This window comes from Psychromonas sp. KJ10-2 (genome assembly GCF_047323255.1).
Classification (GTDB): Bacteria; Pseudomonadota; Gammaproteobacteria; order Enterobacterales; family Psychromonadaceae; genus Psychromonas.
In genome coordinates this window covers 3,831,950-3,846,414 of sequence record NZ_CP178827.1, presented here as the reverse complement: position 1 = coordinate 3,846,414, position 14,465 = coordinate 3,831,950, and the positions used below count along the sequence as shown (strand labels likewise).

Sequence of the window (14,465 nt, the reverse complement as noted above, 5' to 3'; positions counted from 1 at the left end):
TCGTAATAAACATTATCATAGCCTAATTAGCAACTTTATTCCTAAACAAACAGATACACTATTAACCATAAAATAATATCCGTCATACTAGGAAACCACTCTATGGATATTCAAGTTGCTATTGCCTTTATCTTTTTTGCTATCTCAATGTCATTAACTCCAGGAGGCGGAAATATTACGCTATTGGGCATATCTAATCGCCATGGTTTTAGTGCAGCTCTGCCCTTTGTTGCTGGTACAGCTTTTGGGGTATTAGTGATTTTTGCAGGTGTCAGTGCAGGTTTATTGGAAGTATTAACGCACTATCCAAGCGTCTACCTAACATTAAAATTGTTAGGGGCGGCTTACCTTCTTTATGTGGCTTGGTGCATGGCAAGTTTTCAATTTAAAGAAGTGAATAGTGAAACTAAATCACCAGGATTTTTGAGTGGCTTTGGTATTCAAGTCTTAAACCCAAAAGCCTGGGTTGCAGCGATGACCGCCTTTTCACAATTTATTAATCTATCTGAAGATTACAATACACAAGTCATGACCATTACCAGTGTATTTCTAGTGATAATGACGTTATGCACTCTGTCTTGGGCTTATTTTGGTGTGATGATGAAAAAATTACTACGCTCACCGCAACAAATATTTATCGTGAATAGAGTACTCAGCTTAACCTTAGTGATCACAGTTGTATTTATGTTAAGCAATTAATACCAATTGTATTAAATAACTGATCTAAATTTTGCGACGGAAAAATGGCTTAGTTTGAGGCGTAAGTTGATGTAAATGGTTGTTCCCTATACGAAACTTACAACGAAAAAATAAGTTGTTTTAACAAGTAAAATAGATCAGTTACTTACTATGATTGCTATAATATTTATCTAGAGTGATATAAGTAAAAAACGAGCTCAAAGGCTCGTTTTTTTATATTCAGTGTGTTGTTAATACTGAGCGTTATGCGCCACAACACTTTTTATATTTTTTACCACTACCGCAAATACACGGTTCATTACGTGCAGGTTTCTTCTCAAAACGAGTTGTCACTGGTTTGTTGATTAACACGTCTAACTCAGTGGTGTTTTCTGCTTGTTCGGCATCTACAGTCACTGCCACAACTAGCTCATGTTGCGCAGCTAAAGCTTGAATCTCTTCACTGCGTGCTTCACTGTTTACCACAACCTGCAACGGTAACTCTTCAGTTCCCGCTTTTACAGCACGTTTTGTATTAAAACCATAACTTGAATGTTTTGGTTTCTTCTCTTTTTTACCTTTAAAGAAAAACTTATCTGACATATTTAACCTTTGTTATTTTATTCTTTATTCTTACTTAATCTGTTGCGGAGGCTTAGCACTCGCATTTTGTCGACAGTGTACAGTATTATTAAGACCAATCTAGCCTAATCTATAAGCAAGGTCAGATTAAACAATAGGTCGGCCACGGTATATAAGAATCGACGGTAAAGCCAAACCAAAACTCAAAGCGGTTAAGATAAATAAAGTGCGCAAGCCATTTTCCATCACCAATTGCATTAACGCTAAGCTATAACCGGTCGTATTGATTTCCACTAAAGCAATCATAGCGGTAAAGGCATAACTTCCAGGGATCATCGGAATAACCGAAGCAACGGTAAATACAGGTCTTGGTATCAGATGTTTACGTGACCAATACAGGCCTAAAAAGCCCATATTAGCGGAAACAATAAAGGTTGCCCATTCAATGGGGACGCCGTAATGCATTAATAAAAAGCGTGAACTATGCGTTAATGCTCCACCAATGGCGCAGTAAATTAACATTCTACTCGGTACATTAAACACCATTGCAAACCCTACGGCGGGTATCCAAGCAAACCAGGCATCTTGTAATAACAAATAAAGTAACTCAATCATTAGCTTGTCCACCCTGATACACCCACTAGGGTCATAGAAGCAACAATGCCTATGGATACACTTATCGCTAATAACGTCGCAAATACCCAGCGAGCGATGCCCATATTAATATGCCCTTTGAGCATATCCGATACTGAGTTAATCAAAGGAAAACCCGGCACTAACAACAATACACTGGCCGCCATCGCAATTTGTGGATTTTCACCCGCTTCAAAAATCACTCCAAAACTGGTGATAGTGGTAGCAAAAAACGCCGCAGCTGCAAAGTTTACAAAGGGATTATGATGTCGATGAGCCAACTCTTGACGTAGGATCATAGCAACCGCTGCCGCCACAAAAGTCACCCAATAAGCGGCTCGGTCACCACCAAAAAAGTGACTAAAACTGGCACATGAAAAGCCAATCATCAACACCACCAGCCAGCGATTATGCTTAAACGGCGTTAAACGCTTTAAACGTTTTTTTACATCACGAGCATCCAATAGCTGCTTTTCAGCCATCACACAAATACGCTGAACTTCACACACCATTTGCATATTAATACCACGGTCAAAGCAGCGTCTTGTGGTGGTCACACAATGGCCATCGGATAAACTGGTAATGACAATGGCATCGGGGCTAACAGATAACTCTATGTTATCAGCTCCTAACGCTAAACCGATACGTTGTGTCGTTTGTTCAATCAGACGACTTTCTGCGCCGTGTTGATGTAAAATTTGTCCTGCGAACACGGCTACCCGTGTCAATTCCGTTTGTGCTTCCTTCGACAAGCTCATGGTGTACTCGACCTATAGTTGAGATTCAGCCAGTTTTAAATCCAACGTGGCTTTAAGAAGTTTAAATAATAATATAGCAGCATCTATCTCTTCTTTGCGATTGGTTAAGCTTTCGATGTTTAATCCAAGCGGAATATTAAAAGGTAATACGGCCTGTAATATTTGCTCAAAGTTATTACGGCTGATCTGTAATGATTCTTTTAATGGGTTATCAGACTCTAAAATACGCAGTGACGTGGCTTCTGGTACTGAAATACCTAACCATTCGATAAACTCTAAGGTTTTAGCACTACCACAAGGAGAGAAGGTTAAAATGACTCGTTTTGGTTGGATACCTTGTTGCTTACATTCACTAGCATAACGGGTTAGTAGATCAATGGTTGCTTGTGCGTTGTACACCGCTTGAGTAATAAAGTACTCACAGCCTTGGTCTTGTTTGTTACGTAAACGAAGGTGTTCATTGCCTTTCGCTACATGACGCTCCGCAATAGTTACCCCACCTAAGTAAAAATCTTGTGGATGGTCAGCTAGTGTTTTATATGCATCATTCAGCGATAATTTGATATCACCATCCGATGAAGGAGAACCAACTAATACCAAGTCACGAACAGAGAATTGATGCCACGCGTCAGATAACCATGCGGTAAAGTCCGCCGCATCACGTTGCGATACACTCTTGTAAGTAATAACCGGTTTATTGACTTTATCGTGTAATAATTTGGAATATAAACGTGAATCATGAGTATATTTGAAAGGGAATGGACGTGGTTTATCAGTACGAGACGTTTCATCTTGAATATCGTAAACGATTAAACCGTCATATTCGATCTCATCTAAACGCCCTAACAATTTATCAGCAATGCCAGAAACCAGCTCTAAATCAGTATCTTTTTTTGGTGGAGTGGTACCAATGAAATAAACGCCACGTTTGGGATCAGTGGTAATACTTTTTAACTTAGAGTTAGACATATCAAGTTCCTAGACTTTACACAAAAAATAAAAGAGCAAAAGTATCCCATATCTTGACAACAATTGGTATTAAGGAAAGCATATAAAAAGCACCAGCTTAAGGTTCACTGCACTAAAAATCGGCGATTAAACTAAAAGCTTGTATTGAATAGGAATAATTGACCTTTCAGCGATGGCGACATAGAAAGATTTCGCGCTATACTAGCTATTATTTACAACAAAAAGACTCGATATGCGCAACCCTCGTTTTTATGAACCACAACCACTAGCAGAAAACAGCATCATCACTCTTTCCGATGACGCCGCTCAACATATACGTGTACTACGCCTTAACCAAGGTGACCAAGTCACTTTGTTTAACGGCCAAGGTGGGCAGTTTTCAGCACAATTGACAGAGGTTCAAAAACGCAGCTGTAAAGCGCAAGTAAACACATTTCAAGCCTCAGATAATGAAAGCCCACTATATTTACACTTAGGGCAAGTCATCTCACGCGGTGACCGAATGGAGTTTGTGGTGCAAAAATCCGTAGAATTAGGGGTCAATGAAATTACCCCCTTAGTCAGTGAGCGCTGTGGTGTTAAATTAAATGCCGAACGCATGGCAAAAAAACAGCAACAATGGCAAAAAATTGCGATTGCCGCTTGTGAGCAATCGGGTAGAAATATCGTGCCTACAATCCATCCGGTTATCTCTTTGACAGAGTGGAGTGAAGAGCCCGTTGATTGTTGTAAATTAACCTTACACCCACGTGCTAAATATTCAATGAATACGCTACCTGATGATATCCAACATGTACGTTTATTAATTGGACCAGAGGGTGGATTTAGTGATGAAGAGATCACACTGACAGAAACCTTAGCATTTACAGAAACATTATTAGGGCCACGTGTTTTACGCACTGAAACTGCGGCATTAACTGCGATTACCGCACTCCAATGTCGCTTTGGCGATTTAGCTTAATTACTATCAATAGGAAATTTTATGACCATTAAAATTGGTATCGTGATGGATCCCATCGCTGACGTTAATATTAAAAAAGACTCAAGTTTTGCCATGTTATTAGAAGCTCAATCACGTGGTTGGGAATTGTACTACATAGAAATGAAAGACTTACACCTTGAAAACGGTCGTTGTTTTGCAAGTACTAAAAAATTAACAGTACAACGCGAAGAAGGTAACTTTTATCAACTTGAAGAGTCGGTAACACACCCTCTCTGATTTAGACGCGGTGTTAATGCGTAAAGATCCTCCTTTTGATACCGAATATATCTATGCCACTTACCTATTAGAGCGTGCCGAAGATGAAGGTTGTTTAATCGTCAACAAACCACAAAGCCTGCGTGATGCAAATGAAAAGCTATTTACTGCTTGGTTCAGTGAGTTCACGCCAATTACGTTAGTGACGCGCAGTGCAGAAAAAATTCGCGAGTTTCATGCTAAACACAAAGACGTTATCCTAAAACCACTAGATGGTATGGGCGGTGCTTCTATTTTCCGTATTAAAGAAAATGATAGCAACGTAGGTGTGATCATCGAAACACTGACTGAACATCAACAACGTTACTGTATGGCTCAAGCATTTATCCCTGAAATCAAAGACGGCGATAAACGTATCCTAATTGTTGACGGTGAGCCAATGCCATATTCATTAGCGCGTATTCCTGCAAAAGGTGAAACGCGCGGTAACTTAGCGGCCGGTGGTAGAGGCGTTGCTCAGCCATTATCTGAATCAGATTGGCATATTGCCAATACCATTGGTCCCAAGTTAAAAGAGAAAGGATTAATCTTTGTTGGCTTAGATGTCATTGGCGATAAAGTCACTGAAATCAATGTAACCAGTCCTACTTGCATCCAAGAAATTGATAAAGCTTACGGGACTAATATCAGTGGGAAATTAATGGATGCCATTGAGAAACGTGTAAAAGGCGCTTAAATTAGCGCTAAAAAATCCTATCAATTTGAATGCATTGTTATACTCTAAAAGTACAGCGTATTATCAATGTATTCAACATTCATGGAGAAGCCTATGACGATTGATAAAACAAAACTTCCTTTTGCCGATCCAGAGATCGACTCAGTACTGGATGCATCCTCAACTGATGCAGATATAAAACGCACCGATGAAAATGCACAAACAGAAGTGGTTGCCTCTTTAAAAAACCATTTTTTGATTGCCATGCCTTCTTTAACTGATCCCTACTTTAAGCAATCCGTAGTTTACTTATGTGAACATGATGAATTAGGTGCAATGGGTTTTATCATTAATTATCCAGTTAAGCTAACGGTACAAGAGTTATTAAAAAATGCAGAAAGCATTGATCATGTGCCAGAACCTCCACTCAAAAACCCAGTATTTTTAGGGGGCCCGTTGGACATGGATAGGGGTTTTGTATTACATAGCCCTATCAATGACAATAATGTGCAAAGTACTGTATTAAATGAACACCTAATGATGTCTAACTCAAATACTGTTTTATCATCGTTAGGCACCGCCGCTGAACCTGCCAAATACATGGTGACATTAGGGTACGCGAGTTGGGATTCAGGACAATTAGAAGAAGAGATGAATAAAAATCAGTGGCTGACCATCAATTTTGAAAACGATATTATTTTTAACACACCCGCGGAACAACGCTGGGCGAGCTCCTTACAACGATTAGGCGTAGACCCATTACAATTAAGTAGCGATATAGGCCACGCATAATGAGCACAGAGAATAAAGCCCCAAATGCCCTACTGGGGTTTGATTTCGGTACCAAAAGTATCGGCGTCGCAACAGGACAAATGATCACCGCCACGGCACAACCACTTGCCGCGATCAAAGCCAATGATGGTATTCCTAGCTGGGAAACCGTAGAAAAGGTAATTAAAGAGTGGAATCCAGACCTAATTGTTGTTGGTTTACCCTTAAACATGGATGGCACAGAACAACCTATTACGCAAAGAGCTAAGAAATTTGGTAACCGCCTAGCTGGACGATTTGGCGCAAAGGTAGCATTTCAAGATGAGCGTTTAACCACTGCCAGTGCGAAAGAATTTATATTTGAGCGAGGCGGTTATAAAGCCTTAGAAAAAGGCAAAGTAGATAGCGTATCCGCCGCATTAATTCTCGAAAGCTGGATGGAAAGTTACTGGCAATAACAACAGTATTTTATTGCCTGAATGCATCACAGATACTTAAGTACATTTCTCATTTTTATTTAAGTATCTGTTATTTATCCCTTCTTCCCCCTAGCTTATTTTTATACCTGCTTTGGTATTATATTGACCTACCTGATATTCAGTTTTATATTAAACCGTTGCCTACCAGCAATTAATACCAATCATAGTAAGTAACTGATCTATTTTACTTGTTAAAACAACTTATTTTTTCGTTGTAAGTTTCGTATAGGGAACAAACATTTACATCAACTTACGCCTCAAACTAAGCCATTTTTCCGGCGCAAAATTTAGATCAGTTATTTAATACAATTGGTATAAAAGGACGCTGCATATTATTGCAATTTTTGATCATTTAGAAAATGGACCGCCAATGCCTATCTTACATATTGAAGCTTTTCTGATCGCTATTACCATCTTAACGCTAACACCTGGACTCGACACTGCATTAGTCATTCGTAATACTACTCGAGGTGGTGAAAAGGATGGCTTTGTCACTAATGTTGGGATCTGTTTTGGTTTATTCTTCCACGCAACCTTATCTGCCGTTGGTATCTCATTAATACTTTCACAATCACCGCAACTATTCCAAGCCGTGAAAATGATTGGTGCCCTATATATCTTGTATTTAGGTATTCAAGGGTTAAGACACAGCTTCTTTGCTTCTGCAAAAGATCCAGAAAAGCTTGGTAGTCAAGGGCGTTTTAAAGCCACTAGAAGCTTCCGTGAAGGGTTATTGTCGAACGCATTAAATCCCAAAACAGCTATATTTTACCTAGCATTTTTACCGCAATTTATTAACCCAGAATATTCAGCTTTCATGCAATCTTTATTAATGGCAACCATTCATTTTGTGATTGCACTATGTTGGCAAGCTTTTATTAGCCGTATGATTGTAGTGGCGAAAAAACGCTTCGATGGGGGTAAAACACAACTTATCATGGAACGCTTAACAGGCGTGGTTATGATTGGTTTAGCAGTGAAGCTGTTAATGGAGAAGTAACCCATAATGGAGGCATCACATAAATGTGCCTCCATTACTTATATCAGCTTACCTTAGGGCTAGATATAAACCAGCCAAAATCATAATACCACCAGCTACTTGATTTAACCTTTTCTGTGCGCTTGGTGTTTTTAACAGCACTACCATACGACTAGCTCCCACCGAAATCATCATTAAACCGGTAAACAACGCAAAAGCAGAAAGTACTGACACTAATACAATATCCGATGAAGTCAGTGCATTTAAATCGATAAAAGTTGGCAAAAATGAAATATAAAACAAGATCACTTTAGGATTGGAAATAGAGATCAAAAAGCCTTGAACAAAACTAGCCACTTCGCCTACTTGCTTAGCACTCCCAGCTTCGCTTTTGAGACCTTCCTGTGATGCAGGAAGAACGCGAAACATTTTATAACCAAGGTAAATAAGGTAGCTGGCACCAATATAACGAATCGCTATAAATACTTCAGACCAATTATTAGCAATAGTCGCCAGTCCTAAACAGGCTAAAATAAGATAAAGCACATCACTGCCTATCATACCTAAAATTAATGTCACTGTGCTTTTAGGTCCATTCACCATTGATCTTGCTAATACCGCAAAAATACCCGCCCCGGTGTAATTCCAAAAATAAAAATAGCAATAAAAAATGTAACCGCTGACTCCAATGACATATTTAATCCTTAAGTCGTCATACTAGTTATATTAAAAAATGACGCAATGTTGTGTTCAGATAACCATCTATTTTTACAAGTAAAATAAATTGATTGATGAGATTGAAACAATAGTAACATTGTTTTTTATAATACTTCCTGATAGGTTATTGAACACTTGTTCTTTTATTTTCCAATGCGTTAAATAAAAGAACTCCGCCTAGACTTTGAACAGCTGATTAGGAAAAAAATGACAACATTAAGAGAACAAACTGAAGCAAAAATTGCAGCAGGCCGTAAAGGCAATCCTGAATTTATGAAAGGGATTGATGACGTGATCCAAGAAGCTAAATCATTCAAAGAAGGTAGCAATGCACTGAAACTAGGTGACAAAGCACCGAGTTTCACCTTACCAAATCAACAGGGTAAATTAACATCATTAGATGACTTATTAGCAAAAGGTCCTGTCATTGTCACTTTCTATCGTGGTAGCTGGTGCCCTTACTGTAACCTACAATTAAGAGCCTTACAGTCACGTTTAGAAGAGATTCATGGCCTGGGAGCACAATTAATTGCAATTAGTCCTGAAGTTCCTGACGACTCTCTGACTAAAAATGAAATTAGTGAAATGAGCTTTGAAGTGTTATCGGATCAAAATGCAGATGTCGCAGCGCAGTTTGGAGTGGCTTGGAAAGTGCCTGATTTTGTATTAGATCACATGAAAGTTGACCGTAATCTAGACATTGAGAAAATTAATAATGGTAATGCCAATATTATGCCTATCCCTGCTACCTATATATTAGATAAAGCAGGTACTGCAGTATGGCGTTTTGTCGATGTGGATTACCGTGTTCGCTCTGAGCCAGAAGATATTATTGATGAGTTAAAAAAATTAGCTTAAAACGCTCGTTACTATTGAATTAGAAGTCAGCGATTTAGGCTGACTTCTTTTTAAACAACTACAAACCATTAGCGCGGAGGATCAACCCGGTCAGTAACCGAGGTATTTACCCTAAACCAACCTGCAATTGAATAACGATCGCGGTTTGCCGCTAACACTTCATGTGGAAACTCTTCACTTAAAAAAGCCACAATCGTCCCCATTAATGGTACAACTCTTGTGCCGACTTGATTCTGCTGATCCTGATATAACACTAACTCACCACCATCACTTGCTAACCAGTTACTATTAAAGTAAACAATCAATGATAAAACACGATTTGACTCACCTTTAAAAGCATCATAATGACGCTTGTAATAGTCGCCAGGGCTGTAATGAGCAAAGTGGCTTTCAAATGAAAATAAGCCTAAAAACAAACGACGATTTAAATAACTTTGTAAACCTGCGACCCAGTTTAACCAATCGGCTCCAGCCTCGGTTTCACCTGTGATCCAGCTGATAGCATCGGTTCTCACAAACTCATTTTTTAAATACTCTTTACCACGGCCTATACCAGCATTTTTAAATTTATCTGCTTCCATCAATTGTTGGTGAGTAAACAAGGTTTCGGTTAATGCTTCAGGCAATGCAGTTGGTAAAATACTATAGCCATTGCTTTCAATTCCCTGAGCAATTAATGCAAATAAAGAATCATCATTAAAGTTATTTTCAGAAAACTGGCTGACATTTTTTAGCGCTAGCAAAGCGGTGCCCTTATTAAATAAATGAATAAAATAAATACTAGCTAAAGCGTATTGTTGATTAAAAGCTATTTAGCTAACAACACTGCGTCTTTGATTGGAGAGAATAAAAGGATCTCTTTTTATCGCAATAAGGAGTGGACGCGCATAGTGCCACTTTTTTAAAAAAGGGAAGCTTTTTAAAGGCCGATTAATCAATTTAATCAGCCTCTATCAAAGAACAACATGATTGAGATGATATAAGTAGTATTAAACTTGGTTAATGTATTCAGCAAGGGTTTTAAAACGGTCACTAATGCTATCGCCAAACAATGGATCTTGATACTCTTTTTGCTTCCATTGTAAGCTTAAATGAGCCCAATCATCAGGAGTAAGGCTAGCCTGAATAGCAGGTAATATAGACAACTCCTCATAACTTAAATGTTGTTTTTGCTTACTAACAAAGGTTTCGAGTTTTTCAATAAAGATATGTTTAGGAATAATCGCATCCAGTAAAATCATACTTAACATATCATCTAGCTCTTTGGTCAATTCACTTAATTGCTGGTGCTCTTCTTCCAAACGATTCGCTACTTGATCTGACACTACCCTGTATTTTAAATAATAAGCATAGATCAGGTCTTCCATAGGATGATGGTATTTATCTGCATAACTTTTAAGATAATCGGTAATCGATTTTAATAACCGATAATCAATATTGCCGTCAATTCTTAACAACGCAATTTTATTCTCAATCACCTTTAATAACTGCATAATATTAATATGATCTTTATGGATTCGATTTATCATGTTATTTCACCTATCAATAAATGTATTAATAGATGATAAACAACTCTATTCGAATAACTCCTGCGCCATATCAATAAATAACCGATTAAAAAACAAACAACATATTTACCACTTAATTGGCGCTTTTCCTTGCTCTGCGAGTAGTTGATTGGTTTTTGAAAAGTGCTTACAGCCAAAAAAACCACGATAGGCAGATAAAGGAGATGGGTGTACTGCACGCAAAATATGGTGTTTCTGTTGATTGATTAAGCTAGATTTCTTGATCGCATAACTTCCCCATAATAAAAAAACCACTCCTTCAGTTTGCTCATTAATATGTTCGATCACATTATCAGTAAACTGCTCCCAACCTTGTTTAGCATGGCTACCTGCGTTGGATGCTTCTACCGTTAATACCGCATTCAATAACAATACACCTTGTCTCGCCCAATGGCTCAAATTACCATTACTTGGTAATGTATCCCAAGCCAAATCATCTGCTAGCTCTTTGTAAATATTGCGCAATGAAGGTGGAATAGCAACACCAGGCTGAACCGAAAAACTCAAACCATGTGCTTGTCCAGATCCGTGATAGGGATCTTGTCCTAAAATAACCACTTTAAGCTTGTCTAATTCGGTTAATGCAAAGGCATTAAAACGATCTTTTTCCATTGGGTAGATAGTTTTTCCTGCATTGACTTCACTATCGATAAACTGTTGCAGTTTTTGAAAATAAGGGAGTTGTTGCTGTGCGATTATAAATTCTGACCAAGACATAATTACCTACTATTAACCCATGACTAATTATTAATATAGCATATAAGCTATTGTTAAATATTATGTTTATTTTTTTACATTTAAACAACATGAATTATTTATAAAAAACAACCAGTTACTAAACTTCTTTGATATGGCTCAATTAGCACCCAAATAAACCATAAATAAAGTAGGTGAATAGTGTTGTACATCCAATAAATCCAGCCCTATAATCATTAATAGATTAATTAATCGGCAGTTTAAATGGCAAATATTAACTGCCATGTTCATTAAACAAAATTAAGGGAAATATTATGGCTTTAGGTATTCAAATTACACAATCAAATAACGCAGCATTATTAAACTCATTCTGGTTATTAGATCAAGAAAATGCACAGGCTCGTTGCTTATGTGTAAAAGATAATGCTTACGCTGAAGATCAAATCATCTCTTTAGCTGAACTAGGTGATATACAATACAAAGAAGTAGCGATTGAAGCCCCAGTTGCGCAGGAAGGTGGTCAACACTTAAACGTGAATGTATTGCGCCGTGAAACATTAGAAGATGCGATTAAACACCCTGAAAAATACCCGCAATTAACCATTCGTGTATCAGGTTACGCAGTACGCTTTAATTCATTAACACCTGAGCAACAACAAGATGTATTAACACGTACATTTACTGAAAGTTTATAAGCGGCTCGATTACATCTTAAAGAGTTACTGAACATAAATCCCTTAAAGTCTAATATAGTATCTGTATTAGGCTTTAAGGAATTATTTTTAGGAAAGACCAACCTCATTAAATACCCTACTTTACTTTTTATTCTTGCAAACATTCTCCCGCTTCTTATCCTTTTAAATAATGACTTATTAACACAATTCAAAATAAAAGATGTCGACTAAATGCCGCTGAGAGAAGATGGCTTAGTTCATGGATTAGCTCAATGCGTAAATCGTATTTTTCTATGAATGAGTAAAATAGATGGTAATAATATGATTGCTTTACACATTTTACGTAATAATCAACTATTATTGAAAATCAGAATAGTGATAGATGAATAAATTCATGGTGATACGTTTTACTTGCCACCTTTTTTTATTATTATGCTCGAGATAATCAACAAGATCGTCAAAAGAAGCAATAAGCTTTGAGCGACTATGTCTCACTATTTAATAAAATATGTAAATCGTTTTTTAATTTTAGAAAAAACCGACCTAAAATCGGCAGATATCGCATTAAACAAGTGATCAAATAATCACTAAAATAAACATAACTAATTATATTTATTCTTTATATTTGCTCATATATAAATCATAATGAAATTGAATAATATCACTTAATTTAAGCTGTAGCTGAGGTTGGATGTAAAATGGACTTAACACACGAAGAAATAACAAATGGAAATCACAGTGATTTGTATCTTTCAATTCTTCTTAAGAATACGCCTGAAGAAAAAACAGCTGTTTTACGAGAATATCGTAAAAGAATAAGTGACAGTAAAAAAGCAGATCAAGCTTTGTCACTGCAAAATGAGGATGTTTTAACAGCTGTAAAAAACTTAGTTGACTCCTCAAATGAGATGCAAATTTCGCTATCACTGGAAATTGAAAACATATTATTATCTGAGCTTGAGGCTTGCCAACAGGTAATTGATAAACAAAGATTATCCATTAGCAATCTAGAAAAACAATTAATTCAAAAACGAGAAAATGAAAAGTCTGTTGTTCAGTCTGTTAGAAAATTTAAAGAAGATAACCAGAAAGAGCTAACCAAGATAGCTGCAGCTCATCAGGAAGAGATAACAAGATTATCAGCCTCCCACCAAGAGGAGATAACGCGATTATCAGACTCTTATCAAGAAGAGATAAGAAAGCTCTCTGATACGCCCCAAAAGGAAAGTATTCCATCATTTGTTCTAGATCCTTCGCCTTTAGAAGATGAGCAATCTATTGAAAGTATTATTTTTGAAGAAGAGCCAAAAAAAGAAGAGCCAGCAGCAAAACCAGAACAAGATCTATATTATAAATTATCTGCTTGGCCTGATTTTAATAATCTAACTAAAGGTGACAAAATTATCCCGCTAGCAACAAGATTAATGGCTCAACAGATGTCTTTTAAGCAAATGGAACACTTTTTGGGAGGGCCAACTCAAAAGCCAAGATTACTACTATTCATTGATGAGTTATCTGCAACTGGTTTATTAACGACTACACATACTAAAGAACAATCGGCAGTTATAAATGAGAAACCAGAGACAAATAATCGATTACAACTTTTCAAACGCATTCGTTCATCTTTAGGGATATAGTAATGACACAATTAACAGAGAAAATTATTTTTGCTGGATCAATGGGGTCAGGAAAAACCACTGCAATTAAATCAATTAGTGAAATAGAACCCGTTTCAACGGAAGTGACCAATAACGATACAGAACAGAACGATAAAGAATTAACTACCATGGCAATGGACTTTGGTACGTTAACATTAAGTGATAAATCTAAACTGTTACTTTATGGTACACCAGGGCAGCAACGATTAAGCTTTATGTGGTCAGTTATTTCTGATGGTTCGTTAGGTGTTATCATTTTAATTGATAACTCGGTATCAGATCCCCTCGCAAGTTTAGATATCTATTTAGAAGGTTTTGCTAACTTGATTAATCAGTCTAAAGCAATAATAGGCATTACTAAAAGCGACCTGAATGACGAAGTAGATGTTCTCTCTTATCATCAGCACCTTAAATCAAAAGGGCTCTCTATACCTGTATTTACTGTTGATGTACGAGAAAAAGAAGACGTACTAGTTTTATTAGACGGTTTAATTAGTCTTTGTGAATCTCAATATACTCTAGGAGAATGACT

At 37.2% G+C, this 14,465-nt stretch carries 17 protein-coding genes and 1 pseudogene; 10 read left to right on the top strand and 8 right to left on the bottom strand.

The window, feature by feature from the left end:
* The first annotated feature begins 102 nt into the window (after positions 1-102).
* Complete coding sequence (locus ACLKL2_RS18990; RefSeq protein ID WP_413692814.1) at positions 103-699, top strand: LysE family translocator; 597 nt, start codon at positions 103-105, stop codon at positions 697-699.
* A gap of 243 nt (positions 700-942) precedes the next feature.
* Here the strand turns inward: ACLKL2_RS18990 and ACLKL2_RS18985 are convergent, their stop codons facing one another.
* From ACLKL2_RS18985 to ACLKL2_RS18970, 4 genes are all read right to left on the bottom strand, one after another.
* Positions 943-1,281, bottom strand: a complete 339-nt coding sequence (locus ACLKL2_RS18985) for a PBPRA1643 family SWIM/SEC-C metal-binding motif protein (RefSeq protein ID WP_113817630.1) — start codon at positions 1,279-1,281, stop codon at positions 943-945.
* Positions 1,282-1,407: 126 nt separating this feature from the next.
* Complete coding sequence (locus tag ACLKL2_RS18980; RefSeq protein WP_113817631.1) at positions 1,408-1,875, bottom strand: threonine/serine exporter family protein; 468 nt, start codon at positions 1,873-1,875, stop codon at positions 1,408-1,410.
* Positions 1,875-2,651 carry a threonine/serine ThrE exporter family protein gene (locus tag ACLKL2_RS18975; RefSeq protein ID WP_413692813.1) on the bottom strand — a complete coding sequence of 259 codons (777 nt, stop codon included), beginning with the start codon at positions 2,649-2,651 and terminating at the stop codon, positions 1,875-1,877. The genes ACLKL2_RS18980 and ACLKL2_RS18975 overlap by 1 nt, the downstream gene beginning before the upstream one ends.
* A gap of 12 nt (positions 2,652-2,663) precedes the next feature.
* On the bottom strand, positions 2,664-3,620 hold the full coding sequence (locus tag ACLKL2_RS18970) for a methylenetetrahydrofolate reductase (protein WP_113817633.1): 957 nt from the start codon (positions 3,618-3,620) through the stop codon (positions 2,664-2,666).
* 232 nt (positions 3,621-3,852) lie between these two features.
* Between ACLKL2_RS18970 and rsmE the strand changes: the two genes are divergently transcribed.
* From rsmE to ACLKL2_RS18945, 5 genes and pseudogenes are all read left to right on the top strand, one after another.
* Entirely contained in the window at positions 3,853-4,581 is a 729-nt protein-coding gene (gene rsmE, locus ACLKL2_RS18965) for a 16S rRNA (uracil(1498)-N(3))-methyltransferase (protein ID WP_413692812.1), read from the top strand.
* 21 nt (positions 4,582-4,602) lie between these two features.
* A pseudogene (gshB, locus tag ACLKL2_RS18960) lies at positions 4,603-5,554 on the top strand (glutathione synthase).
* Between the two features lie 93 nt (positions 5,555-5,647).
* Positions 5,648-6,325, top strand: a complete 678-nt coding sequence (locus ACLKL2_RS18955) for a YqgE/AlgH family protein (protein WP_113817636.1) — start codon at positions 5,648-5,650, stop codon at positions 6,323-6,325.
* The gene (gene ruvX, locus ACLKL2_RS18950; protein WP_413692811.1) at positions 6,325-6,762 is read left to right on the top strand and encodes a Holliday junction resolvase RuvX; all 438 of its coding nucleotides are present in this window, start codon (positions 6,325-6,327) and stop codon (positions 6,760-6,762) included. Before ACLKL2_RS18955 ends, ruvX begins: the two co-directional genes overlap by 1 nt.
* Before the next feature lie 391 nt (positions 6,763-7,153).
* A complete protein-coding gene (locus tag ACLKL2_RS18945; RefSeq protein ID WP_413692810.1) occupies positions 7,154-7,783 on the top strand; it encodes a LysE family translocator in 630 nt (209 codons plus the stop codon).
* A 48-nt stretch (positions 7,784-7,831) separates the two neighbouring features.
* Here the strand turns inward: ACLKL2_RS18945 and ACLKL2_RS18940 are convergent, their stop codons facing one another.
* On the bottom strand, positions 7,832-8,365 hold the full coding sequence (locus ACLKL2_RS18940) for a LysE family translocator (protein WP_413692809.1): 534 nt from the start codon (positions 8,363-8,365) through the stop codon (positions 7,832-7,834).
* Positions 8,366-8,686: 321 nt separating this feature from the next.
* Here ACLKL2_RS18940 and ACLKL2_RS18935 point away from each other — a divergent pair, with 321 nt between their 5' ends.
* Entirely contained in the window at positions 8,687-9,337 is a 651-nt protein-coding gene (locus ACLKL2_RS18935; RefSeq protein ID WP_113817640.1) for a peroxiredoxin-like family protein, read from the top strand.
* A gap of 68 nt (positions 9,338-9,405) precedes the next feature.
* Here the strand turns inward: ACLKL2_RS18935 and ACLKL2_RS18930 are convergent, their stop codons facing one another.
* The 3 genes from ACLKL2_RS18930 to ung all read right to left on the bottom strand — a co-directional run bounded on the left by ACLKL2_RS18930 (position 9,406) and on the right by ung (position 11,622).
* Complete coding sequence (locus ACLKL2_RS18930) at positions 9,406-10,080, bottom strand: 2OG-Fe(II) oxygenase (protein WP_413692808.1); 675 nt, start codon at positions 10,078-10,080, stop codon at positions 9,406-9,408.
* Between the two features lie 246 nt (positions 10,081-10,326).
* Complete coding sequence (locus tag ACLKL2_RS18925; protein WP_413692807.1) at positions 10,327-10,866, bottom strand: hemerythrin domain-containing protein; 540 nt, start codon at positions 10,864-10,866, stop codon at positions 10,327-10,329.
* A gap of 105 nt (positions 10,867-10,971) precedes the next feature.
* Positions 10,972-11,622, bottom strand: a complete 651-nt coding sequence (gene ung, locus ACLKL2_RS18920; RefSeq protein ID WP_413692806.1) for a uracil-DNA glycosylase — start codon at positions 11,620-11,622, stop codon at positions 10,972-10,974.
* 293 nt (positions 11,623-11,915) lie between these two features.
* Here ung and grcA point away from each other — a divergent pair, with 293 nt between their 5' ends.
* The 3 genes from grcA (at position 11,916) to ACLKL2_RS18905 (ending at position 14,463) form a co-directional block, all read left to right on the top strand.
* The gene (gene grcA / locus ACLKL2_RS18915) at positions 11,916-12,296 is read left to right on the top strand and encodes an autonomous glycyl radical cofactor GrcA (protein WP_413692805.1); all 381 of its coding nucleotides are present in this window, start codon (positions 11,916-11,918) and stop codon (positions 12,294-12,296) included.
* A 677-nt stretch (positions 12,297-12,973) separates the two neighbouring features.
* Positions 12,974-13,912, top strand: a complete 939-nt coding sequence (locus ACLKL2_RS18910; protein ID WP_113817645.1) for a hypothetical protein — start codon at positions 12,974-12,976, stop codon at positions 13,910-13,912.
* A 2-nt stretch (positions 13,913-13,914) separates the two neighbouring features.
* Positions 13,915-14,463 (top strand): GTP-binding protein, encoded by a 549-nt coding sequence (locus ACLKL2_RS18905; RefSeq protein ID WP_113817646.1) that lies wholly within the window; start codon positions 13,915-13,917, stop codon positions 14,461-14,463.
* Positions 14,464-14,465 lie beyond the last annotated feature (2 nt).